General features: G+C 65.4%; 20 protein-coding genes and 1 pseudogene. 11 read left to right on the top strand and 10 right to left on the bottom strand.

Annotation, left to right across the window (positions count from 1 at the left end):
- Positions 1–14 precede the first annotated feature (14 nt).
- A complete protein-coding gene (locus ACFK0J_RS17240; protein ID WP_378741428.1) occupies positions 15–329 on the top strand; it encodes a hypothetical protein in 315 nt (104 codons plus the stop codon).
- Positions 330–350: 21 nt separating this feature from the next.
- Here the strand turns inward: ACFK0J_RS17240 and ACFK0J_RS17235 are convergent, their stop codons facing one another.
- Positions 351–602 (bottom strand): hypothetical protein, encoded by a 252-nt coding sequence (locus ACFK0J_RS17235; RefSeq protein ID WP_378741426.1) that lies wholly within the window; start codon positions 600–602, stop codon positions 351–353.
- A 161-nt stretch (positions 603–763) separates the two neighbouring features.
- Between ACFK0J_RS17235 and ACFK0J_RS17230 the strand changes: the two genes are divergently transcribed.
- From ACFK0J_RS17230 to mobF, 6 genes and pseudogenes are all read left to right on the top strand, one after another.
- Positions 764–1,111, top strand: coding sequence for a hypothetical protein (locus ACFK0J_RS17230; protein WP_378741424.1), 348 nt, complete (start codon positions 764–766; stop codon positions 1,109–1,111).
- 300 nt (positions 1,112–1,411) lie between these two features.
- Complete coding sequence (locus ACFK0J_RS17225) at positions 1,412–2,404, top strand: NADAR domain-containing protein (protein WP_378741422.1); 993 nt, start codon at positions 1,412–1,414, stop codon at positions 2,402–2,404.
- An 11-nt stretch (positions 2,405–2,415) separates the two neighbouring features.
- Positions 2,416–3,431, top strand: a pseudogene (locus ACFK0J_RS17220) (DUF4192 domain-containing protein).
- A 128-nt stretch (positions 3,432–3,559) separates the two neighbouring features.
- Complete coding sequence (locus ACFK0J_RS17215) at positions 3,560–4,051, top strand: single-stranded DNA-binding protein (protein WP_378741420.1); 492 nt, start codon at positions 3,560–3,562, stop codon at positions 4,049–4,051.
- Positions 4,052–4,406: 355 nt separating this feature from the next.
- Positions 4,407–5,612 carry a hypothetical protein gene (locus ACFK0J_RS17210; protein ID WP_378741418.1) on the top strand — a complete coding sequence of 402 codons (1,206 nt, stop codon included), beginning with the start codon at positions 4,407–4,409 and terminating at the stop codon, positions 5,610–5,612.
- 370 nt (positions 5,613–5,982) lie between these two features.
- Positions 5,983–11,967, top strand: coding sequence for a MobF family relaxase (gene mobF / locus ACFK0J_RS17205; protein WP_378741416.1), 5,985 nt, complete (start codon positions 5,983–5,985; stop codon positions 11,965–11,967).
- A 763-nt stretch (positions 11,968–12,730) separates the two neighbouring features.
- Here mobF and ACFK0J_RS17200 read toward each other — a convergent pair.
- From ACFK0J_RS17200 to ACFK0J_RS17190, 3 genes are all read right to left on the bottom strand, one after another.
- Positions 12,731–13,012: a YegP family protein gene (locus ACFK0J_RS17200; RefSeq protein ID WP_378741414.1), complete on the bottom strand. Its 282-nt coding sequence runs from the start codon at positions 13,010–13,012 to the stop codon at positions 12,731–12,733.
- 600 nt (positions 13,013–13,612) lie between these two features.
- On the bottom strand, positions 13,613–14,179 hold the full coding sequence (locus ACFK0J_RS17195; RefSeq protein WP_378741412.1) for a hypothetical protein: 567 nt from the start codon (positions 14,177–14,179) through the stop codon (positions 13,613–13,615).
- A 412-nt stretch (positions 14,180–14,591) separates the two neighbouring features.
- The gene (locus tag ACFK0J_RS17190; RefSeq protein ID WP_378741410.1) at positions 14,592–16,289 is read right to left on the bottom strand and encodes an SMI1/KNR4 family protein; all 1,698 of its coding nucleotides are present in this window, start codon (positions 16,287–16,289) and stop codon (positions 14,592–14,594) included.
- 231 nt (positions 16,290–16,520) lie between these two features.
- On the opposite strand from ACFK0J_RS17190, the gene ACFK0J_RS17185 reads away from it, so the two are divergent.
- Positions 16,521–17,027, top strand: coding sequence for a hypothetical protein (locus ACFK0J_RS17185; protein ID WP_378741408.1), 507 nt, complete (start codon positions 16,521–16,523; stop codon positions 17,025–17,027).
- A 383-nt stretch (positions 17,028–17,410) separates the two neighbouring features.
- Here the strand turns inward: ACFK0J_RS17185 and ACFK0J_RS17180 are convergent, their stop codons facing one another.
- Positions 17,411–17,887 carry a hypothetical protein gene (locus ACFK0J_RS17180; RefSeq protein ID WP_378741406.1) on the bottom strand — a complete coding sequence of 159 codons (477 nt, stop codon included), beginning with the start codon at positions 17,885–17,887 and terminating at the stop codon, positions 17,411–17,413.
- A gap of 468 nt (positions 17,888–18,355) precedes the next feature.
- Here ACFK0J_RS17180 and ACFK0J_RS17175 point away from each other — a divergent pair, with 468 nt between their 5' ends.
- Complete coding sequence (locus ACFK0J_RS17175) at positions 18,356–18,721, top strand: hypothetical protein (RefSeq protein WP_378741404.1); 366 nt, start codon at positions 18,356–18,358, stop codon at positions 18,719–18,721.
- 152 nt (positions 18,722–18,873) lie between these two features.
- On the top strand, positions 18,874–19,137 hold the full coding sequence (locus ACFK0J_RS17170; RefSeq protein ID WP_378741402.1) for a hypothetical protein: 264 nt from the start codon (positions 18,874–18,876) through the stop codon (positions 19,135–19,137).
- A gap of 119 nt (positions 19,138–19,256) precedes the next feature.
- Here ACFK0J_RS17170 and ACFK0J_RS17165 read toward each other — a convergent pair whose 3' ends face one another.
- The 5 genes from ACFK0J_RS17165 to ACFK0J_RS17145 all read right to left on the bottom strand — a co-directional run bounded on the left by ACFK0J_RS17165 (position 19,257) and on the right by ACFK0J_RS17145 (position 23,186).
- On the bottom strand, positions 19,257–20,399 hold the full coding sequence (locus ACFK0J_RS17165) for an IS110 family transposase (protein WP_378741400.1): 1,143 nt from the start codon (positions 20,397–20,399) through the stop codon (positions 19,257–19,259).
- A 371-nt stretch (positions 20,400–20,770) separates the two neighbouring features.
- Positions 20,771–21,556, bottom strand: coding sequence for a hypothetical protein (locus ACFK0J_RS17160; RefSeq protein ID WP_378741398.1), 786 nt, complete (start codon positions 21,554–21,556; stop codon positions 20,771–20,773).
- A gap of 291 nt (positions 21,557–21,847) precedes the next feature.
- Positions 21,848–22,354 (bottom strand): hypothetical protein, encoded by a 507-nt coding sequence (locus tag ACFK0J_RS17155; RefSeq protein WP_378741396.1) that lies wholly within the window; start codon positions 22,352–22,354, stop codon positions 21,848–21,850.
- Positions 22,355–22,549: 195 nt separating this feature from the next.
- Entirely contained in the window at positions 22,550–22,732 is a 183-nt protein-coding gene (locus tag ACFK0J_RS17150; RefSeq protein ID WP_378741394.1) for a hypothetical protein, read from the bottom strand.
- A 163-nt stretch (positions 22,733–22,895) separates the two neighbouring features.
- Complete coding sequence (locus ACFK0J_RS17145; RefSeq protein ID WP_378741392.1) at positions 22,896–23,186, bottom strand: hypothetical protein; 291 nt, start codon at positions 23,184–23,186, stop codon at positions 22,896–22,898.
- A gap of 60 nt (positions 23,187–23,246) precedes the next feature.
- Here ACFK0J_RS17145 and ACFK0J_RS17140 point away from each other — a divergent pair, with 60 nt between their 5' ends.
- Positions 23,247–23,444 (top strand): NUDIX domain-containing protein, encoded by a 198-nt coding sequence (locus ACFK0J_RS17140; protein ID WP_378741390.1) that lies wholly within the window; start codon positions 23,247–23,249, stop codon positions 23,442–23,444.
- The last annotated feature ends 214 nt before the right edge of the window (positions 23,445–23,658 follow it).

The raw sequence follows: 23,658 nt of genomic DNA, 5'->3' as shown, positions 1-23,658 counted from the left end.
GGGAGGACCCCACCATGCCCGACTACAGCGTCACCTGGCACATCGATCAGCTCACCGCCGACACCCCACTAGGCGCGGCACGCGAGGCGCTCGACATGCACCGCGATCCCGATTCGATCGCGACGGTGTTCGACGTCTACGACAGCAACGGTGCCCGCTATCGCGTCGACCTCGACGACCGCCCACCCGTTCCCGTCGTCCTGCGCGCACCGTCGACAACTCCGCGCCGCAGGTTCGCCGCCTGGTTCTCCGGCCGCCTCATCGCGTGGGCAGCCCTCCTCGATGACGCACCGCACGGTGCCCACCGCGGGACGCTCACAGGTGGCTAGATCTGAGCACCCGCGCCGCGGTCAGCGGTGAGCGGGCCCGAACCGTTGCGGGGTGCCTCCGCGCGGTGCGCCTACTGCGTCGGGCAACGCCAGGACCGGATGCCTGGTCACCGCAGCGAGTTGTTCGAGCTCACCTGCCAGGAAATGCAGGACTGCCAACCCTTCTCGGCAGCTGTCGTCGCGTTCTTCCATCAGCAGTTCGACGCCCTGCCAGCCCACGACAAAGTCCCGCACGACTTCGCCGCCAACACCCACCGAGCCTGGCACGTCCACACCAACACCACCTGTCGCGCTCCAACGCGCTGACCATCCGAGTACCGGCCGATCCGGCCACCTGGCCGAATCCCACTGCCGCCCGGTCCATCCCGCGCGGCGCGCCCCGCGGTCGGCTTGGCAGCCAACCGACCTCCGTCCTACCGAGAGGAGCTAGTCCCATGGGCTTGATTGAGCTGTGGTTTCGGCTGAGCGAGGTCGCCCCCATCGTCGAACACGCGATGTCGGCATCCGAGCACACCAAATATCCCGACCCGAACGATGATTCGCCCGCAGTACCGTCGCTGATCTGGGTCAAAGACGACGGCACCTACCTGCTCAGCAACGGGCGGCCCCGCCTGCTCGCCGACCCCACCCAGCCCGAGGGGATGGCACAGGTCGCCTACGCCCAAACTGGGGTCCCGGTACCGGCCCGGAGATCGGCTATACCCCGGTCGGCGGTGACGACTTCACCGAATACATCGACCTCACCCAGGACGTCGGCGACGGAGACCGGCTCAGCGATCTGATCCGTAAATACGCCGAGCTCGACGGCTGGATGATCTTCACCGTCGGGCCGGGGCAGTTCGACATCTCCTTCGAACCGTCGAATCCCAACTCTTACCGCTGACTCGGTTCGTCCTCACATCGCACTCGCCGCCTCCGTGTCTTCGAGTCCTACGTGGCTCGGGCGCGGCAGCGGTTGTCGGCGGTTACTCCGCTGCGGTGAAACCGGTTTTGGCACAGGTCTTTTCGTACTGAGCGTGTTCGACGTGTGACCGATCCCGCCGCGGACGCAGAACCACACACCACGATGAGAGGAACCACGCATGTACACCGCACCCGCCACGTCGGTGATCGACCAATTCCGCGACGCCGACGACTTCCTGTCGAATTACAGCGAGTACCCGGTCGAGTACCGCGGGCGGAGGTTCGAAACCGCCGCACATGCCTTCGCCGCGGCGCAGTCGGACGCCCCGGGGTGGGCATCGGTCGTGCAGTCCGCGCGAACAGGCCGTGACGCGCAGAACCTCGCACGGCAGGGGCGCATGCGTGACGACTGGGCCAGCGTGCGAGACACAGCGATGGCCGAGGTCCTCCTGAGCAAATTCACCTTCAACCCGGAGCTGGGTGAGCAGTTGCTCGCTACCGGGGACGCGTTGCTGATCGATACCAACGACGACGGTGAGCAGTACTGGGGTCGTTGCCTGCACACCGATCTGCACGTCCCGGCCGGAATGAACATGCTGGGCCGCACCCTGATGGGCCTCCGGCGCGAGCTGCGTGGTGACCCGGATGATCGGTGGCCGCGGGTTGCGCTGACCGGGCACCGTGAACATCTCATCCGCCCCGCCAGTCGTGACTGGGTCCGCGCCGAGCTCGACCGGATCGCGGTCAAACTCCGCGACGAGCACGACACCGAGATCGCCTCGAGTGGTCTCGCGACCGGTTCCGACACCTGGTGGGCGGAGTCTGCCCTCGCTGCCGGTCTGACGCTGTGGGGTTATCAGCCCTTCCCGCAGCAGCCCACGCGTTGGAGCGCCGAGCAGCAGGCCGTGCATGAGTGGCTGTGTGAGAGCGCGCAGCGTCTGGTCCTGGTCGGCCCCTACCCCGATGTCGGGTTCTTCGATACCCGTAACCAGCTGTTGCTCACCGACGCCGACGCCATTGTCGCGGTGCGCGACCCCCGGATTACCCGCGGCGGCACCGTGTCCGCCCTCGGACGGCGCTGCACCGGCATCCCGCTGATCACCGTCAACCTCGAGCAGCACACCACCACCATCAACTTCCTGCCACCGGCAGCCGACCCGCATCGACTCTGAGGAGGTTCGTGATGGCCGCAGTCGTGTTCGACGATCCCGGTGAGGTGATCGCGGCGCTCCCGGCGATCTACCGCCGACCGATTCCGTCGCGCGCCTTGGTGCTCATCGCGCTACGCAGCATCGCGCCCGGCATCGGGCGCATCGATGAGCTATTCGTGCTCGACCCGTACCGCCCCGGCGGTGTTGGATTCGCCCTCGAAGCGGTTCAGACCCGTCTCGCGCGGATCCTTACCGACCACCGCCCCGGCTCCATCGGGGCCGTGGTCATCGATGACCGCCAGCTCGGTCACGACGGGACGGCACGCGCCTATCGCCCGCTGACGAGTCTGCTCACCGAACTCCTCACCGCCTCCGGTAGTGAGCTCACCCACGCCTGGCACATCGCCGCGCTCGATCCCGGACAACTCTGGTCGTCGCTGATCGGCCAGAACTCTTGCGGCGTCCTGTCCGACCCGGCCCTGGACACGATCACGCGTGATCTGCTCGCGCGCCAACAAGCCGAGGCTCTCGTGATCCTCGACCCTGATCCTGTCTTCGCGATTCTTCTCAGCAGAGCGCTGGCCGCGATCACCGAGAGCCCCGACGCACCCTCCACCGCAACGAGTCGTCACCGGCTGCTGGTGGTGCTCGCGTGTATCGATGCCCTCGGCGCCGGGCACGAACCCACCCCGGCCGAGTTGGCCGAGGTCGCGGTGGCGCTGCGTGATCGGCTGGTGCGTGACTGTATGTACGGGGTCGCGATCAGCGCCAAGCCGCCACCGCCCAGACGTTGTGGGCGAGGCTGACCCGGGTCCTGCCTGACCCTGATCGCAGCCAGGTCGCCGGGATGTTCAGCGCGACAGCGTTTCTGGCAGGCAACGGCACGCTCGCGGCACTCGCGATCCGCACCGCATTCTCCGGCGGAACCGACCAGCACACGGCCAAAGCCATCGGCGTTGCCCTCGACAGCGGTATACGCCCACACATGCTGCGTCGCCTCGCTCAGCTCGGACAGCGCACCGCCGCCGAGCTCGGCGTCAAACTCTGACACCCACACCGCGACCCGCGCATCTCGCCGCCGATGGCTCAGCGCCAGACCGGCATCACGCCAACCAATTCGATGCCCATGCGGCGTCGTCTCGAATCCTGTCCTCGACAAGTAGGGAGTAATCAGTCATGGCCGGAGACACCGTCATCACTGTCATCGGGAATATCACTCACGACCCGGCGCTGGTCATCACACCCTCAGGGGCGGCTGTCGTCAATTTCACGGTCGCCTCGACGCCGCGTTACTTCGATCGCAATGCCAACGAGTGGAAAGACGGCGAAGCGTTGTTCATGCGCTGCAACGTCTGGCGCGACCAAGCCGAACACGTCGACGCGTCGCTGACTCGAGGAGCGAGAGTGATCGTCTCGGGTCGGCTCAAGCAACGCAGCTTCGAAACTCGCGAGGGCGAGAAGCGCACCGTCGTAGAGCTCGAGGTCGACGAGGTCGGTCCGTCGCTGAGGTATGCCACCGCCAAGGTCACCAAGGTCAGCCCGCGTTCGAGTTGGGGCGAGACACCGAGCACGACAGCCCGTGCGGGGGGCGACGATCCGTGGGCGGCAATGGCTTCCCGCGACCCTGCCTTCGCCGGTGCCAGCGCCGGAGATGAGCCCGGCTTCTGACCCTGTCCCCGGTGTGTGCACCCCGGCTGCGCCCGGTGCACACAACGGGGGTCTTCGAGTGGGCAGGGATGCCCGTCTGTCCGGTCGTCCAGCCCGAACGAGGGCTACCAGAACGACGGCCGACACGGCAGGGCCCGCGCCCGGCAGCACCGAATTTCCCCTTCCCGTCCCCGACGAGCCCTCCGGTCGCGCACGGAAATTCGGTGCTGCACGCCCAGGCGCGTTCCCTACCGCGCCGACCGCCGCCCTGGTCGACAGCGCCCTCAGGCTGGCCGCCCGGCCAGCCGACCATCCCCCGTGGATCGTCACGGTCACACGGGGCTGGTTCCTGTCCGCTCGTATGAAGGGAAATTCGATGACCAGCACCGAATCACGTTCCTTTGCCGACGCGCTCACCCACATCGACTGGCAACTCCAAGCCGGTCGCCATGCGCAGGCCCGCGAGGAGTTCGAGCGCGCGCTCACCACCCTGGCCTCCGCCGAAGACCTTCAACGCCTCACCACACTGGCCGACACCTTCGCCAAGGAGCCCTACGTGGTCGCGAAGGCTCGGCTGCGGTCGCTGTATCGGCGCTCGGACACCGAGTTGAAGGCGTGGCTCAACATGTTCGTCACCCGCACCGATCCCGGCCTGTATCGCCCCGTTGAGGACCAGCCGCGCTGGATCACCACCGTCCCCATCACCGCTGTCAACTGGAAGGTCCGACGCATGGTCGCCCGCGACCCCAACCGCATCCGATTCGCCTCGCCCTCGGTTGCCACCGAGATCGCCGCCGAGATCGCCTGGGAAAAGCCCGAGCACATCGCCGCGCTCAAAGCCAAGCGTCGCCCGGTACGTGAACCGCGTGTCGTCACCGACTACATCCGCACCCGGTTCCTCCTCGACGCCGCACCGGCCCTCGCGCCCTCGGCGTGGGATCGCAACTATGTCCGCCAGGTCGCCGAGCAGATCCTCGCCGAACGCGACCGCGCAGGGTTGCGCACCCGCGACAGCTTCGACCCCGTCTCGATCGCCTGCACACGCACCGGCATCGACGTCCGAGACGACGACCGACCCGCCTTCCTCGCCAACGGCAACGGCCTGGACTACGACCGCACCACAGTGCCTCCCGTGCAGGGCTGGGTGTGTGTCTACTGCTTCGGTGAACGCGCCTGCTCCGATCACTTCCGCACCGACGCCACCGGGCAGCGCGTCAGCGACAACGGGCTCTGCCAGCATTGCTACGAGCTCGGCCGACCCGGAATCGCCGCACTCCCGGCCGGTTTCAGTCTGGCCGAGGAGGTCGCCGCCTACTGCCAGTACCTCACCGACCACTACCCCGCCGTCGCGCCCACACTGCTCGACTCACTGCGCGAGCGATCCACCGGCGCGATACGTGGACTGGTTCTGGCCTTCCTCGACCACCAGCAGTCCGCGGCCCGACCGTCAGCACCTGTGACCACCTTGACGCCGGTGGCACTGCGGCGGGCACGCTGTCGTTCCTGCTACGCCCACGATCGCCTCGTCGACACCCACGACCTGTGCGAGACCTGCCGCAACCACTACCGCATCGCCGCCTGATCGCATCGCCCCGCCCGCGCCGCGCTGGGCATCCAGTTCCCGGTCCGCCGCAGTGACCACGCCTGCGGCGGACCGGCCACGACCCTCTCCCCTGCCGAAGCGAGCACCTCATGTCACGACCGATCACCCACTCATCACCTCACGCGCTCACCTCCCACCTCTGCACCTCCACACGCTTCTACTCCCAGCACCTCACCCATCCATCTCTCTCCTCTTCCACCCTCACCTCCCTCTGCATCCTTTTTCCACAAGCAGACCTCTTGCATCTAGGATAACGATTCAATAACTACCAGGGTATATACTTCATTTGACACTATTTCGGTAAGTCCGACTCCTTGATTTACATACGGAAGCGGCGCTTCCTGATTGTATGACCGCGACGATCCATAAAGTCGTGGCAGGCAATGGGTATCAATATTATCTGCGCAATGTCGCCGCGAACGATGTCTCTTCTCGTGGCCGTTCCGATCTCGCTGACTATTACTCCGCGCATGGGGAAGCTCCGGGGCGCTGGCACGGCTCGGGTTTGGCCGCGCTCGGCCTCGCCGCTGACGACGAGGTCACTGAAGCGCAGATGGACGCGCTGTTCGGGTTGGGTCGCCATCCCGACGCGGCGGTGATCGAAGAACGCGTCTACGACGAGCAGATCCGGCTCGGCGCGAAACACAAAGACGCGGGCCGAGCCGCCGATAAAGCGTCACGTTTAGGTAATCCATATCGGGTCTATACCGAGGTTTCCGAGTTCCGGAAACGGTGCGCGAAGGCGTTCGAGCAACACAAAATCTCGAACGGATTGCACCCGGACGACGCTATTCCTGATGCGGATCGGTCGCGGATTCGTACCCATGTCGCGTTCGATATGTTCACCGAGACCTACGACCGGCCGCCGGTTGATGCGCGGGAGTTGTCGGGGTGGGTGGCGAAGAACTCGCGTCCGAACTCCACCGCGATCGCGGGTTTCGACATCACGTTCTCGCCGGTGAAGTCGGTGTCGGTGCTGTGGGCAGTGGCACCGCGGGCGGTGTCGGAGAAGATCGAGGCCGCCCACCGCGCCGCCGTAGAGGACGGGTTGCGATGGCTCGAGCGCCACGGGATCTTCACGCGATTGGGCCGAAACGGGATTCGCCAGGTCGACGTAGAGGGGATCGTCGCGGCGGTTTTCACTCATCGTGACAGCCGCGCCGGGGATCCGGACCTGCACACTCATGTGCTGATGGCGAACAGGGTGCGCACGCTGGATGGAAAGTGGCGCACCCTCGACGGAGCCGCGATCTATGCAGCGTTGGTAACGGTATCGGAGATTTACAACACCCGCATCGAGCATCACCTCCAACGGCTGGTTGGCGTGGAGTTCACTGAACGTCCCGGACAAGACCCCTCCAAGCGAGCGATTCGGGAAATCGTCGGCATCCCAGCAGGACTGATCACCGCGTGGTCGCGGCGTGATACCGCGATCACCACTCGCCTCGGCGAGCTTGCCGCGCAGTTCCAAGCCTGGCTCGGGCGTGAACCGACACCGGGGGAAATGTTCGATCTCGCTGAGCGCGCCACCCTGGACACCCGCCCCGCCAAGCACCTGCTGCGGTCCTTGGCACAGCAGCGCAGCACCTGGCGCGCGGAGGCCGTGGGGCTGCTCGGGAGTCGAGAAGCGTTGTCGCACATGGTGAGCGTGGCGTTGAATCCGATCCGCACGCCGCGCCCGCAGATCACCGGGCAATGGATCACCCGCACCGCCGAGCGCGTCATCGACGTCGTGGCCGAGCAGCGCGCCACCTGGCGGGCAACCAACCTGCGCGCCGAAATCGAACGCCAACTGCGCGGAAAAGTGGCCGGCGAGGACTGGGAACGCGTCGCCGAGGCCGTGCTCGCCGAGACCATCTCCCCCATCAACACGGTCGCCCAACACGATCCCGATCTCGCCGAGGAACCCGAACTCCGTTCTGTCCCAGTCCTGCTCCGGCGCCGCGACGGCACCAGCGTCTACACCTCGGCCAACCAACAGCTCTACACCTCGGCCCGCACACTCTCGGTCGAACAGCAACTGATCGACCTCTCCGTGCAGACCGGTGGACGGCACGTCGCGCCGGATATCGTTGCTGCCGCGATCTCCAGCTACAACACAACAAGCCCTGATCGGCCGCTGAATGCCGGGCAGATCAGTGTGATCGAGGGCTTCACCCAGTCCGATTTAAGGGTCCGCACCACCAACGCGCCCGCCGGTTCGGGCAAGACCACCGCGATGTCGGTGCTCGCCGATGCGTGGGCGGCCAGTGGTGGTCAAGTACTCGGCCTGGCCCCGACCGCGGCCGCAGCCGCAGTGCTCGGTGAGTCGATCCACAAGCGGGTGGAGACCGTCGACAAGATCCTCGATGTCCTCAACCGGCACACTCCCGGGCCGAACAACCCGTTTCTCGACCGTGAGTATGCGCCGTCGTTGCCGCAATGGGTTCTCGATATCGACCCCGACACGTTGGTGATCGTCGACGAGCACGTCAAACTCGGCAACCTCAAACGCCTTCGCCTGCTGCGTTTCCTGTCCGATCGCGGCGCGACGATCCGCTGTATCGGCGACCCACGCCAGCTCGCGGCGATCGAAGCCGGCGGCGCTGATGCCGACATGGATGCCGCGGCCCCCGAGCCCGCCCTCACCCTGACTCATGTGGTGCGCTTCGACTCCACCGGTGAAGCAACCGCGAGTCTGCAGCTGCGCGAGGGTGATCCGGCCGCGTTGGGCTGGTATCTGGACAACGGCCGCATCCACGGCGGACACGAAGGCGCCACTCACGACGACGCCTTTACCGCCTGGACCGCCGACTATCTCGCTGGCCGCGACACCATCATGCTCGCCGCCAACCACACCGTCGTCACCGAACTCAACGCCCGCGCCCGCGCCGACCGCCTCGCCCGCGCAGGCGGATCCGTGGGAGAGACCTGCGTTCTGGTCGACGATCTGGAGGTCTCGGTCGGTGACTCGATCCGCACCCGACGCAACAATCCTCGGCTGCGATTGGGTGCCGATGACTGGGTGCGTAACGGCTACGCCTGGACCGTCACCGCGGTCCATGACGACGGCAGTCTCACCGCCACCCATCAACGACCCGGTGGGAAACGCGGTCATAGAGTGCGGCTGCCCGCCGACTACGTCGCCGAACATGTGCGCCTGGGGTATGCGACGACGATCGATTCCGCGCAAGGAATCACCGCCGAAACCTGCCACGTCGCACTCACCGGACACGAATCCCTGCAACAGCTCTACGTCGCACTCACCCGCGGCATCTACGCCAACCACGTCTATGTGCCGACCGCGTTGGACGGTTCGGAAGCCTCGTTCTGGTCCGAATCGGCGGTCTATCCGCGCACCGCCGTGGAGATTCTGTTGCGCGTTTTCGGGCGTGATGGGGCTCAGAAGTCGGCGCACACGATGCTGCGTGACGCGCTCGACCCGTACCGGCGCATCGGTCGCGCGCTCGATACCTATCTCGACTCGATCGGTGTCGCCGCCGAAAACGCGCTCGGTCCCGAGGGTCTGGATCGTCTCGACGCCGACGCCGAGGCGGTCGTTGCGCATCTCACCGACTACCCCGCCTACCCGGTTCTGCGCCAGCATCTGGCGATGATCGCCCTGTCGGGTCGCGACCCGATTGAGGCGTTACGCACCGCGAAGAACGCCCGCGAACTCGACACCGCCGACGATGTTGCCGCCGTGCTGGACTGGCGCCTGGACCCGACCGGCGCCCACTCCACCAGCCACGGACCACTTCCCTGGGCCGCCGGAATCCCTGCTGGAATCGACACCGAACCCGACTCCACACAGCTCGCTGCCCGCGCACGTATCGTCGCCGATCTCGCCGCCCAGATCCGCACCGACGCCCGGACATGGACTCCCGCGTCGGCGCCGCGGTGGGCGCGACCGCTCATCGGCGCGAACTCGAAGCTGGTTGAAGATCTCGCGGTGTGGCGCGCCTCGCTGCATATCGATGATCGCGACCTGCGTCCAACCGGACCGCGACGCCGCGTTGTGCTCGAACGAGACCACCAGCAACTGCTCGACCTTCGCGTCACCGACACCCTCGGCGACCCGCACCGCCCGGCCAATACCTGGGCACCCATCGTTGAGAACATCGCGGTCCGTGTCACGACCGACCCGTGGTGGCCGGTCCTCGCCGACAAGATCGAGACCGCGCACCGCGCCGGAATCGACATCCAAACTCGCCTAACCACCGCCGCACACGCTCGGCCGTTGCCCGATGAGATGCCCGCTGCCGCACTGTGGTCGCGCCTGGAACTCGAACCCTCAGCCCTCGACACGCACACCAACACCCTGCACCCGGACTGGATCGCCGACCTGAACACCGTGCTCGGCGACTCGATCGCCGAACGCATCGTGGCCGACCCCGCCTGGCCGCGGCTGGTCGCCGCGATCGACCGCACCACCGGCAGCGACTGGACACCCTACGAACTCCTCACCTCCGCACACGAACTCATCCTCGGTGCCCAACCCGACGGCGCCACCAGCCTGCGTCCCGACCAACTCGTGAGCGCGTTGGCATGGCGCATAGATGCACTCCTTCGCAAACCCACCCAACACCGATTAACCCCCACCGAACCCGATCCAGACATCACCATGCACCCACACGACATTCCGCCCGAACCCCAACAGCCCGATACGCCCCGCGACGACATCACCGCAACGCCAGCACCACGACCACCAAGCCAGCGCGCCAACGCCGACGACGACTCCCGAACCATGCCTCCCGACGGCCTCGCAACGGTCGCAGCGTTGTTCAGATCCGGCGATATCGCCGCGGCCAGGCGCGCCTTTCACCAGTTCGGCCAAAGGCTCACCGATGAGCAGCGCTTCATCCTCGAACGCGTCGGCACCACGCTCTACCGCTATCCCTTCGTCAATGCTGTCGCGCGATTACGGTGGGCCGCCGAGCAATACCCCGAACACCGCGACCTCATCACCGCCTGCACCCCCGACAGCGACCCGCACGCCTACCAACCCACCCCTAGGCACCCCACGCAACGGCCACCGCGTGATCAGGGCGCCGTTCCCGCACAAGACCATCCCGATCAATTCGACCCCGCCCGCACACGCCCGCTCGCCACTGACTCTGAAATCGCTGCCGCGCAACAACACCAGGACTACGCCGACACCCGCGGCGACGTCGACGACGATCCAAAATACTGGCCGATCCCCCGCGGGGTCGACCACCCCTATTACGTCGCGAACCACCACCGCGACCGCATCATGAACGGACCCGAATACGGCGAAGACGACCCCGACCACGACCGCATCACCGTCCGCAACACCCGCGACCTGCCGTGTGTAGCGTGCGGGATCGGCCGCGCCATCAACGAAGCCCGCCCGATACCACCCCGGCGCAGCGACGACGGTCTATGCGGAGAATGCCGCGACGACAACCGCCTCCCCATCCCCGACCACAATCCCGCCGACCGTATTCGCGCCCGCTGCGACCACATCGCCGCCACCCATCCACCCGAGACGATCCGTGGCCTGCTACGCCGCGACTGGCACGCCGCCCGCACCCTCGCCGAACGCCTCGCCATCAGCACCTGGGCCGAAAACCACCTACCCTCCGAACCCACTCAACTCGACAGTCCGACCGACCCGAACGAACAAAACCCGCTGACCACATACACCGACACCCAACTCCAGCAACACATCGACGACCTCGAACTACACATCACCCTCATCGACGACGACGTCACCCTCTACGGCCCCGCCCCCGAAACCCCCAGTGTTGACACCGACTACGACGATGCCCTTCGCCGCCACCACACTGCCCAGAAAGCGATCCGCACCGCCCGCACCACCGAGAACACTCTCGGGCAAGCCGTCCGCGACCTGCACGCACTCACCACCGAAATCGAGACTGCCCGCGCACGTCTGGACGCCACACCTAGTTACCGTCGCAGCGCACGACACGACATCCAGGCCCGCGTCGATGCACTGCTGGCCCAGCAGCAAAACGCCACCCGCACACGAGAATCGGCCCGCACCACCGCCCGCGACGCCCGACGCGAAGCCACCCTCCACGCCGGCCCCGCCGACCAATGGGACCAAATCCTGGCCACCCCACCGCCACAACGCACCTACCACCAACCCACCACAGCCAACAACTCCGCCACTGACCAGCAAGACCAGATCACCGACTACCAACACCAACTCGACCGACTCCGCACCGAACAACAGCGACGCACCGCACTCACTACGGCCCAGCGGACACACGAACAACAGCGACAGCAATCCGCTACTCAGAAGGACAGCACGGTCGAGTTCACCGACTATGCGCCCCCGCACCAGCCCGACACCGACATCGGGCTGTGACGACCGTAGTGAGATGAATTGCGCAGGCTGCTGCACCGATCGTTTACCGGTGGTCAGACCCCTTGGTACTCGCCTCGTGAGCGGCTTTGTCCGCGCTCGACTGTGCCCGTGACGCGAACCCAGATTTAGCGCTGTCACTGCCTGGATTGCGGTCGGCCGCGGACTGGATTCGCGCCGCGCGGTCCTGCGCCATCTTGCTGCTGTCGCTCTTGCTACTGGATTTCGACATCACTTTTCACCTCCTGTCAGCCCCTCGGGGGTGTTCCCGTTGCCAATCCGAACACACAGGCATGTGGCGATTAGTCAGCGCCCGACAAGAGAACCGAACCTGTCGGTCTCCGCCGCTAGCCTGCTCCACGGGGCAATCGAAGAAGGCTCCAAGGTCCGCCTCGGCGAGACCGGTGTGAGCGTGTTCCGTGAGATCGAGATCGGTGTAACGGTGACCCGAACCGCGCGCTCGTCGAAGTTATCGATGGGCCGAAGCCCGGTGTCTATCAGTAACCGGCCGATGTCAGGCGACTCGTGCCCGTCGACGAGCCTGACTCGCCCGCCGACACCGCCTAGCTGCCACGGTTCGTCCGCAGCGGCCGAGGGCACGCCCGAGGTCGTCCGCGAACGCTCGAACAAAGTGCCCGAACCTCGTCCGGAAATGCCTCATGGCGCGCGATCTTAGCGCGCGGCAAGGCCCCAACGTTCTATGCCGCTGGACGCGTTTGCTCGGTCCGGCGACAAGTGGCCGGACCGAGCTCGCGGAACGAACTCCCTAGACCCGTGCCCCGGTCTGGTTGACAATCTCTGCGGCTGGAGCGTTCTTCTTGACCGACTCGATGCCGTTCTTGCACGCAGTCTCAGACTCATACGCTTCGCCGACAGCAATGATCTCGCCGTTGGTGGCTTTGAGCCGGAACCGGTACTTATCGGACTTGTCCTTGTACATCTCGAACTTCGCAGCCATCTCAGTTACCTCAGCTCTTGTTGACCTGGATAACACCTGACCCTTCGACGGTAGGTGATCAACAACGGCCAAAACCAATGACAGCGTCATCTGGTTATCGAACAGCAATCAACGAGCCGCACCGTCCCGCCCGCTGAACCGGCCATTAGAGCGCCTGGCACCAACACATGAAGATGGTCGCCGGGCGCGCGTTCACCTATTGCGCCAGGTGGAACGCCGCGCGGCCGTCGTCATTTGGCGAACAGAGCCAGCCGCGGTCCACGCGCCGACGTTCCCGCCCGAAACCGTGCCAGGCGGCGGTAGGTGCGTTCGGGGGTTCCGGCAAGTCGGGCGAACCTCGAAACCGGCAGCTGCTCTGCTGCTCAGGGCTTTTAGGTCAGGGAAGGGACACTCCCCGGCACCGTCGTGGCGCTGAATCCTCAGCTGGACCGTCGCCTCGGCCAAGGCGAGTTTCAGCTGTTCGTTCTCGATCCGTAACCGCCGCTCATCGGCAGAACTACGCGCACCGGGGCCGGGCCGCTCGGACGCGGCTCCAATGCATTCGCGCCCGCGTCGAGGAACGTTTGTTGGCTATCGCGCCAGGTCGTCTGGATCGACTTCGCTGCCCGCTGTTCGGGCTCGGGGTCCGGGTTGTCCGCGACATCCAAACCCAAACCCGCCCCGGCAAACCGGCCCCTGCAAACCTCCTAACTAGGGAATCTGAATGATCTTCACCGGATCCGGACCCCCGAAAGCCTTCTTCGACGCTTTCACAGCCCTCTCCTCACCCTGGGCCGCCAGGTAGGCGGTCGCCGCGTCCGTAGGCTTCGCCTTCACCCTCGCCGCGAGTTTGGCGACGGCGGCGGCGCTGGCGGCGGCGCCGGCGGCGGAGTCTGCGTCGATGTCAATGCGGTTGTCGTCGAAGGTAGCGGCGGCAGCGTCTGCGGCGGTGGCAGCGGCGTCGGCGGCGGTGGCCGCGTCAGCTGCTTCGGAGGCGTCAGCGGCGGCCTCAGCGGCCTCAGCGGCGGTGGCGGCCGTGGCGGCGGCGGCGGGACCGGCGACTTCGGCGGCGCGAGCGGCGCGAGCGGCCGCGCTGAAGGCGCGTTGGCAGCCTTGGACGATAAACGGTATCTCCGCCTCCAACTCGGCGCTCTCAACAACACAGCGGCCGCTCCACGGCGGCTTGGGCTGGGCGTACGCGGGAGCCGCGGCCCCAACCCCAGCGCACGCCATCACCACAGCCCCCAACGACCCCATAGCCCGAAAACGACTTTCCACGCCAACCTCCTACGACAGGACTAAGGACGAGGGAACGCAGCCGAGCACACCAGCAACACACAACCGGCCCACCGACGTATTCGTCACAGCAGCGGCCACGGATCGGTCACCCCTGGCGGGGACAAACCGCACGGCCCCCGGGTAGGCCGCGGTGTCAGTCGGTCGATCCTTGACCAGCGCCATCGGACGCTTGTCATGGCATTCGGCGCGGACGGCCGCGTCAGCCAAACATCCGGTAATGCCGCATGGCGTGCGCGTTGGCCGATCAACCAAAATGGTTGTCCAGCATGGCTTCTCAACGTCCGGTAGTGCCAACGAGCGTGCAGTGCCGATGGCCCGGCAAGGTCGGAGGGAACAGGGAGGCCTGTGTTTATGGTCTGGCGCGTCCACCTGGACCAAGATCATGCAGGAATCAGTCGTCGGTCAGCTGCTTGCGAAACTCCTGCCGCCAATGGGGGTCCTGACGCAGCCCCACGACTAAGCCCAGGGCTTCTCGGGCCGACAGGTTGAGTGCGTCGGCCAGGGCGCGAGCGGCCATGGCGCGGTCTTGCCAGACATACTGGTCGTTGGGGGTGGCGTGTCTCGCCGCGGCCTCGGCGTGCACGCGGCGCAGCCGCAGGTCAAGGGCTGAGTCGTCGGTAATGCCAGGCCTATCCTCCTTGCTCAGCAGAGACAGCGCGTCGGTGACCTCGTCATAGCTGTCGAGTCCGGTCTCGGCGGCCAGTGACGACATCTGTGTGGCGAGTGCGCGGCGCACGCGCTCGGGCGTCGCGGCGTCGACGAGGGAAGCAAACCGATCGGGCACGGGTGTCTTGAAGTTGTGCTCGGGGAGCCCGAAGTTGTTGTCCGGGAGCTGGGGAAGGATCTGCGCGCTGTCGAGTTCCCCGTCCAGGCCCGGTGGTGGCAGTGGAATGCCGCAGTGGCGAACGACCGCGTCGCATACCGCCAGCAGCCATTCTCGCCGCTGCTCGGGTGCGGGTTCCTGTCCGGACATCGGCAGACCGGGGAAGACCTCGAACGGGTCGCGCGCGCCTTGCCAGTCGGCCGACCGGGAGTAGTACCTCGTCACCAGTTCGCCGTCGTCTACAAGCAGCACCAAGGCCTTACCGTCGTCCCAATAGCTGATGGACACCGCGCGGGTGCCACGGGACACCCGGCGCAGCACCTCCTCGCGGGTGCCCTCGAAAAGATGGTGCCCTTCCTCGATGCCGAACGCCCAACCGTCGTGGGTTCCCATGCGGACCACCGGCAGTAGCGCACCAGGCTTCCACTCGAGGACCGGACCTCCTGCTTTCTCCCGCCGCCGCGGCCGCCGGGTCTGGGGCAACATGCCGAACCGGCGCAGGAGTTCGTCCTCATCCAAGGCCTGTGCGAAGGTGAGGCAGAAGTCTTCGTCTCCGGTTGGCCAACTCTCTGCCAGCGATGCCTGGGCGGTCGCGAGGTGTGGCGCGGCGATGACCGGGTCCGCAGCGTCGATGGCGAGGTCGACCAGGGACTGAGGCTCGGCCGGCCGTTCGGGAGCGCGCTCCCACAGCAGCATCCCGTCGTCGACGACAGGCACATACGACAGCCCGACCGTTATGACTGTTCCGTCCTCCAGGGAGTCGGCGATCTGTTCCAAAAAGGCGGCAAGGCTTCCCCATTCGCCGAAGCTCACGCCATGGCCCTCGTTGTCCTGGCCCACCGCGCCGAACGACTCGCCTCGACGGCAGTCCACGACCAGCCCGTCCGCACTGATATTGCGGGCGAAGGGCACGAAATCGTGGTGCCAGGAGCCCTCGAGATATGGGTCTTCTTCGTTCCCGGCCCACCACTGCTGGCGGCTGCGGCCCGAGGAGAGGATCTGGGCGAGGGTGTAGGGCTCGAAGCCGGGGAAGCAGAAACCCCCCTCCTCGGGGACGACGAGACCCCGCTCCCCGGGGGAGACTCCGTCATGGTGCCGCAGATACGCGACCAGATCCGCAGGGAACTCCACCCCCAGCTCGGTGGCCGCGGCGCTGATGGCCTCCTGCGAGGCGGGTGGGCGCAAAGAGGAGAAGGTACGCGGCGCATGCGCGGCGAGCCAGGAGTCGATCCGTCGCCACGACTCTTCAATGGGGCTAACGTGCATTGTCCGATCATCACATCTACCTCCGACACCGGTGCCTGCTCGGAGGCCACGGTCGGTAATACTCACCTACCGGCAGGCACTGGCCTGTCCGCCCAGGACGCCCTATATTGCCGCGTGGCGCGCGTTCTGTCCGACGAGATCGACTGCCGCGCATACCATCCGATATTTCGCTGCGGATGGGCGGCGCGGGTAGCGTCGCCCGCGCAGAGGTCGGCCAGAGGGGATGGAGGCATGATGGTGTCGCTGGGGCGGTGGTGGCGCTGCGTCGCCTGCTGGCGCGTGGTGACCCTGATGCTGGTCGCATTACCACAGGTGCTCACTGCGGACTTCCCGGAGCTGCCCGACAGCGACGCCAAGGCGATCCACGACGCCGGGGCGATCCACAGCGATGCCGGAGGGGACCACGTCGAGGTCGTCGCGATGGGCTACCTGCCGCTGCCGCCGCTGCTCGAGCAATGGCTCGTATTCGTCGCAGAGTCGGGCCTCGTGGTGCTGCTGCCCGCAGTCGTCTTCGCGATGCCGCGCAGGCATGTTCGGCTCGGAACGCGCTGGGCCGCAGGTATTTTGGCCGTTCTCGGCACGGTAGACGGATATCTCGGGATGAAGGCGCTCGAGCACAACGACACGGCGGGATGGGATTTGCTGCTCCTGTCGCCGTTCTACCTGCTGGCAGCGGGTGCGCTCGTGCTGAGCCAACGGCAGCACCGGCCCGAGACGGGTGAGCCCGCGACGAGCTAGCGTTGCAAGGACACCACACTAGGGCGTGTCTCCCTATAGCCTCAGCCCGGCGACCTCGCCCGGCTGAGGCGGTGGCATATTTCCACACGGGACACCACGCATGCCGACCTCGGAGCGGGCCGACCAGCTCCGAGGACCAATGACACACCCTCAGCGGCAACAGCGTCAGCCGCCGCAACCCGATCAAACGAGCTGTCGGCAGCTGAGTGTTGTCACGTTTGGTGAACAGCAGCTCGGCGCCTCACGAACGTCCGGTATTGCCGCGTGCAGTGCGTTCCGCGAGCGTCCGCAGCTGCCGACGAGGGTGCGAGCACCTCGTGTCGTTCTTCGGCTCCGCAGCCAACGCCCAGGCCCGGTCCGCCGGAGCGCGCTGACCAAATCGGTCAGCTCTGCAAGCTTTTTTCGAGCTGGTTGAGAACTCGCTGGCAGTAGTTCAGCCCACCATGGCACATGTCGATATAGGCGCTGAGAGACCGCTCACGGCGTGTCCTATCTCCTCGCCCTTTGACAGCAGCCGTGGTCATGTCCATCTCATGCGCGATCTCGTTTCGCGCCTTGAACAGGCTGTTCAGGTCCTTCGATTCGACGAAAAGCTGGCGTTGTTCGCTAAGCCCGAGTGCTGCCAGGCTCGCGGTGACCTGTGTCTGAGACTGCAAACTCGACCCGGTGAGGGCCTCGATGTAGGCGTCGAGCAGCTCATCATTCGGGCTTGGCGAGATCAGCAGTGCTGCAATCTGGCGCGGGTTGACGGAGGAGCCCGATTGGATCCGCTTTGCCACGAAGTCCAGGTACTTTTCGCGGGCCGGCTCGGATTGCGCAACCTGAATCGGTACACAGGACCTAAGCGCCTGCTTCAGCACCGAATCAACACCTGCACCCGCGAACACAACGGCTGCACGAAATAGGTCCTGTTCTGCGTGGGTAAGCCTTCCGCGGCTGCCAGTGCGCTGGGATCGAAGCGCCGGGTACGACTCATGCACGAGGCTGGCGACTGAATCGTAGGCACTAGCCAGAAATCGTTGCGAGCGGTGGACGGGCGAGTCAGGGGTTACCTCCGTAGGATCTAGCCCCGGTAACTGCTGCGCCATGGTCCGAATCTCCCGCTTCTTGGTGAACGCTGCTCCTCGTCAGGCGCGATCCCATGCAGCCCGGCCCCTTCTGCATAGTTCGTTCGCTCTACCAAGGTCATCGATGACTCTGTGATACGCGTTACTCCTAAGCAATTCTCGGCTACCGGCGGCCCGGTCCGTTACTACGTCCGCACATGCCGCATGGCGCGCGTTCTCGACGAGCCGGATGCCAGCGGAGACGCGGTATAGTTAGAACTTATGTTCGACGAATGGCCGGAGGAGTTCAGCCCGTCACTGCGTCGGGTCGTCAAGCCTCCGATGGCCGTCGTCGTGGACCTCGGCCAAGCGATTTCGACCCAGCGCGCGACCTTCGGCGCGAAGAAATCGGTACCTCTACGGGTCAGCTCGGGCGGCTTGCGCCTTACCGGAAACGTGCCCGGACTGTTGCATGCCTGGGCCAGGACCTGGAACGGGGTATGGCTGGGACTCGTCGAGTTCACCGCCTCCACCGGTAACGGCCACGGCCAACTCGTCTTGCGCCAATGGTGTCCCGAGCACTCCCTGACACCGCCGCCGAACCCCGTCGGCCAAGACGATCGCCCCCATGGTCGACACCGGCAGTAGCCGCGAGAGTCCCGCTCGCCAGAGACGGAGGAATTGTGCAACAGAGGAATACATGCACTCCACCGGTTGCCAATCAGCAGGGCCACGCCTCGCGTATCAGTGGTGCCCGCAGCGAGCACTGTCCGAACCGAAGTGAACCGCAGGAGTACCCCATGACCGCACGAGAGGAACGATCCGGTGACGTGCTCTCGGTGGTAATGGCCGCCATCGATGACGAGGGCGACTCCGGCAGCTTCGCGACTGCCGAGATACATCGGGTGGTGCGCCGGGACCTCGACCCAACACCGACCCTCGACGAAGTCACCGCGGCGTTGAACCTGCTCGCGCTGCCCAACATCAACGGACTCCGTGCAGACGGCGGTGGGTGGCAGATGGCCGACCCACCGGATGTGGTCGCACGCCGACTGCATTACTAGCCGATGCCGTCGCCGACTACCGGCACGGGTACCGCGACACCCTCCACCTGGACAACGACATCTACTGACGCCCCGAACCCAGTTCTCATCAGGGCATCTGCGGACACCGGCACCGCCGGTCACCGGCGGCCTGCGGGCGTCGTTCTCTGGTGGTTCTGGACCTGTAGCAAGCTGTTGATCAGATGGCCGGTCGCGTTGGATTGCAGAGTCGTTCCCGAGTGCCCTCCCGGGCTTGCCTTTTCGCGTTGTCGCTGGTCGGCGAGCATACGGGCGTAGACGATGTTGGATAGTCGCCGTTTGAGTGAGCGCATCGACTCCATTGAGGTCTTTCCTGCGGCTTTGCGCGTGTCGAAGTAGACGCGGCCTGGGGTCGGATTGCGGAGTTGGACCACGGCCATGATGTGCAGGACGCGGTTGATGCGCCGGTTCCCGGCGCGGGAGAGTCGATGCCGTTGCTGTTCGCCGGAGGAGGCGTCCAGTGGTGCGGTGCCGTTCCAGGAGGCGAACCGATCTCGGTTGCGGAAGCGGTGGATATCGCCGGTGTCGGCGAGAAGCCTTGCGGCGCTGGAGGGTCCGATGCCGACCAAGTCCATCAACGTCGAGCCGCGGTCGATGATGAGTTGGCGCAACTCTTTGTCGGCTGCTTTGATCTTTCCATCGATGCTTTCGAGTTCACCGATCAGCTCGACGGCCAGCCGGCGCCGGGCTTTGCCGAGCGGATCGCGTGGTTTGATCGTCGCGATCAGTGTGCGTGCCTGCTTGAAGGACAAGAATTTCTTGGCCCCACCAGGGAAAAGCTCGAGCAGGAACCGGTGCAGTCGGTTGACGGTTTCGGTGCGGGCGCGACCGAGTTCGTCGCGGCGATCAGCGAGCATGCTCAGCAACAGCAGGTCTGGATCGGGTTCGACCCGACGTAGGTTCGGTGAGTGCAGTGCTGCCATCGCGACCGAGTGGGCGTCGACGGGGTCGGTTTTGCGGCCGTTGCCGGTGGCGAATACTCGTATTTGGGCGGAGAGTTTCGCTGGGACGTCCAGCACGGTTTCCCCGTCGTGGACCAGGCGGTGGGCGATATGGCGGCCGATACCGTTGCAGCCTTCCACCGCCCACACCCTGTTCTGGAATTGTTTTCCGGTGGTGAGCATTTCGGTGTATCCGGCTTTGTCGGTGCCGTATCTTGCGGCGGTCAGGATCTTGCCGGTGTGGTCGATGATTTCGATGGTTGCTGAGCGTTTGTGTGGATCCATGCCGATGATGATTGTCATCGGTGTCCTCCCTGGTCAGCGGATGTTGTTGGCGAGGAAGGGCAACGCTACTTCGAGCTCGGGCAGACCCCTTTCCAGCCACTCCTCGCGCGGTGACCGGCGAGAGGCAAGCCATGAGAGAGCCACACCAATGACGCAGGTGGGCAGCCGATTAGGGAGCTTCTCGTCGGGCACCTGGACTAGATCCTGGCCGGGATCAGGTCCTGGCACCAGTCTTAAGTAGCCGGTGAGCGCTCGGCCGGCGCGCTCGCGACCGACGCTGCAGGACGCGCCCTCATGCAATTTCAGGGCGGAAGACGTTGGGTGCGAGGGGAAGCCGGGGACGGTTCAACTACCCGCGCCGAGCGCTTACCGTACTGGCTTCCGGTCGGTCATCGGACTCGGTAGTGCTGGTCAGGGCGGTCGAGTGGTCGCTGATCACGGCGCTCCAGCGCGGCCATCGCCCACTTCATCTCCGAATGCTCGGCTGCGCGAGGGAAATGGTCTCGGACCTCCTCGGGCGTGATCGGTGGTGCGCCCACTCGCGCGATGCGCAGCACGGTCGGGGCGAGCTCTTCGGCACGGTAGGCAGCGAGCTTGTGGTGTCCGTCGAGAACGAAACCACTCCATAGGTTTTCGGCGCCAGCACGCAGGGCGATGACCACCGGCCGTGCGCCCTGGCGAAGTGCCGTGCGATACCGCTCGACCGCCCCGGTGTCGGTGGGCGGCCAGTGTTCGGTCGGTGTCAGCCAGTCCTCCAACGGGTGAATGCCGCTCGGCTCGTCGGGCTGGGGTCGGCTGATGCCCCACTTCGTCGAGCTGTACCAAGCCTGGAAGCCTTCGATGATCCGGTTGGTTACCGGTTCGGGGGATCGTAACTCGTAGCGGCCGTCGGCCATCAGCGTGAGCAGCGGCGCGAGAATTTCGGCGAGGCTCCCGGTGCTGTAGCCCTCGGTGGTCAGATCACGCAAAACCTGCAACTCTTCGGGCCGGGGCGCTCGCTCCGGGGCCCGCACAAACAATCGGCCGATGCTGCCGGCGAAATCGGCTATATCCAACCCCGCCGCGTTCCCACCCAGATAAAGCAGGCTTTGACCGTACTGCCCGTGCGATCCGCAATCGCCCCGGACATCGACTACTCCCGCGCCTTCTGTCACGTCGACGACCTCGATGTTCACCTGCTGGACCGTACCCTGCGACGACTGCCGAAAGGGTCGGAGCCATCACGGAACCCGAACTTGCGGCCGACCACCAAGGTAGCGCCCGCGCGAACAGATCTCCCGGGACATCTCCGAACGATGGCGAGAACCACTGTCACCCGCACGCGCTCGCTCAAGCCGGCACGCGCGGCCAGCATCGCGAGATCATCTGCGGCGCAGTACACCCTCTTCTGCCGATCTGCGGTTGTCGGCTTTGCCAGTGCGCTCTCCCTCGACGTGCAGGGTGCTACCGCAGCACAGCTTAGGTCCTCAGTCGAGCGGACGAATCTCCCACCTCAGCTTTTTCGCTGCATTTTTCTTGGTGCAGGGATAAATCGTGAGGCCCTCCCCAACTGGCATCCAACACTCCACGCTGCCCGTTGCTGTCTTGGTGGAAGCCTGTTTTGTGGTGGGGTCGTAGGTCCACTTCTGGGCGTCGGTTTCAGCGCAGGAGAGCACGTGTTCAATGTAAAGGCAGCCGCCTGCCTTGTCGTTCTTGATCCGCGAGGTCTTTCCCGGGTCGATGGCTCGCAACGTTTGGGCTTGGATTGCTGACGTGCCGGGTTCGGCGCAGGCCCGCACGACCATTATGTTGTGCCTATCCACTTCGTCGCGCTGGATCGTTATGCACTGGTTCTTGTGCTGAGGATCCAGGCTTTCGAGTTGGAAGGGCTTGCCGTGCTGCGGCCAGCCTGTCTCTTCGGCGACGGCCGATGGCGCTTGATGGATCAGCGCCATAGCCAATGCAAGAGGTACGGCGGCGAGGAATCGACGCATGCTGCGGGCTCCTATGTGAGGTAGAAGGTCACGAAGCTGCTCACCAGACGTGGACTGTGATGTTGCCGCGGCAAACACGCCAGAATGCCTTGAGCATCGTTATAGATATTCGGAGCCTTCAGTCGTTCGGATGGCAACGGCGCTTGCCTACGAGCTGTTCACTCTGAAATGCCGCATACCGCGCGAGCGCCGGACCTACAGCTGGGCGTGCTCGAAGGGGGTGACAAGCCAGGACAACCCCGCCGCCGCCCGGAACCGGCCGCGCCGCAGCGCGTCCAACTCGTCATGACCGAACACGTGAACCCCGATGACAACTGGAATCCGCTGTTCGACGGCTATACCGCAGAGGGTCTCTTGGTTCAGTGCCAGCTGTGGCATGAATGGATGCAAGGGACGTATTTCTCGAGTATTCGCCGGATCGCTCGCAACGCCGAGGAGGGTTTCGAGGGTTAGCGCTGACCGTCAGGAACGAGCCGCGCGGGCCACACGATGTCGACGGGGGCGCTCTTTGCGCTTGCTAGCTGGCGTCGGTCACGTCGCCTCAAACGCGGTCGTCCATATCGGGCGGCGGCGGGGTGTACTGCTCACCTTCGGCCAGGGACTCCAGCACGTCCAGGATTCGGCCGAGCACGACGGCGGAGGGTTCACCGCGCTCGAATGCGACGCTGTCCAGCTCGAGGATGCGCTGCATCGCGGCGACCTCATCGAGGGGTTGACCGAGAAACCGTGCGAGTTCTTCGTCGGTGACCGGTCGTGCGGCGTCGTTGATGGCATCGACCACCGCGAGCACCAGCTGTTGCTGGGCGGGAGTCATCAGCTCGTCGTCTTCCATCGGTCCACCTCCGCCAGCGATCACGGTATCGGGCGCCGAACGTGCCGGACTTGGGTATCGGTGCGCAGGCCGCGCCAGCTCGGATGGCGCAAGCTCGAGGCGGTGGCTTCGCGCGGGAGCGGGGAAACTACGTGGACGTTGCCGGGTGGTGGAGTCGAACACGCTGAGGATCCCTTCGATGCGGTGACACGCGATTTGCGGGAGGAGACCGGTTACGAAGTGTCGTCGATCGGTTGCTGGGGGTTGATTCTCGGGTGATTCCGGCAGCTGTGGCGCGTGCGGGAGGCGAGCATCAGAACGTGGGGATCTTCTATCGTGTACGCGTCACGGGTGGTCGACTCAGAGGTGAACTGGATGGTGCCACCCTCGAACCGACGTGGACCCCTCTTGCTGACGTACCTATCTTGCGTCGATAATCGCTAGTCGACACCGGTTTGGTTCTGGCGCAGACTCTTCCGATGACCGGTCATGT

The sequence above is a fragment of the Nocardia brasiliensis genome, from assembly GCF_042691675.1.
Lineage (GTDB): Bacteria > Actinomycetota > Actinomycetes > Mycobacteriales > Mycobacteriaceae > Nocardia > Nocardia brasiliensis_D.
This window is presented reverse-complemented; position numbering and strand designations above follow the sequence as displayed.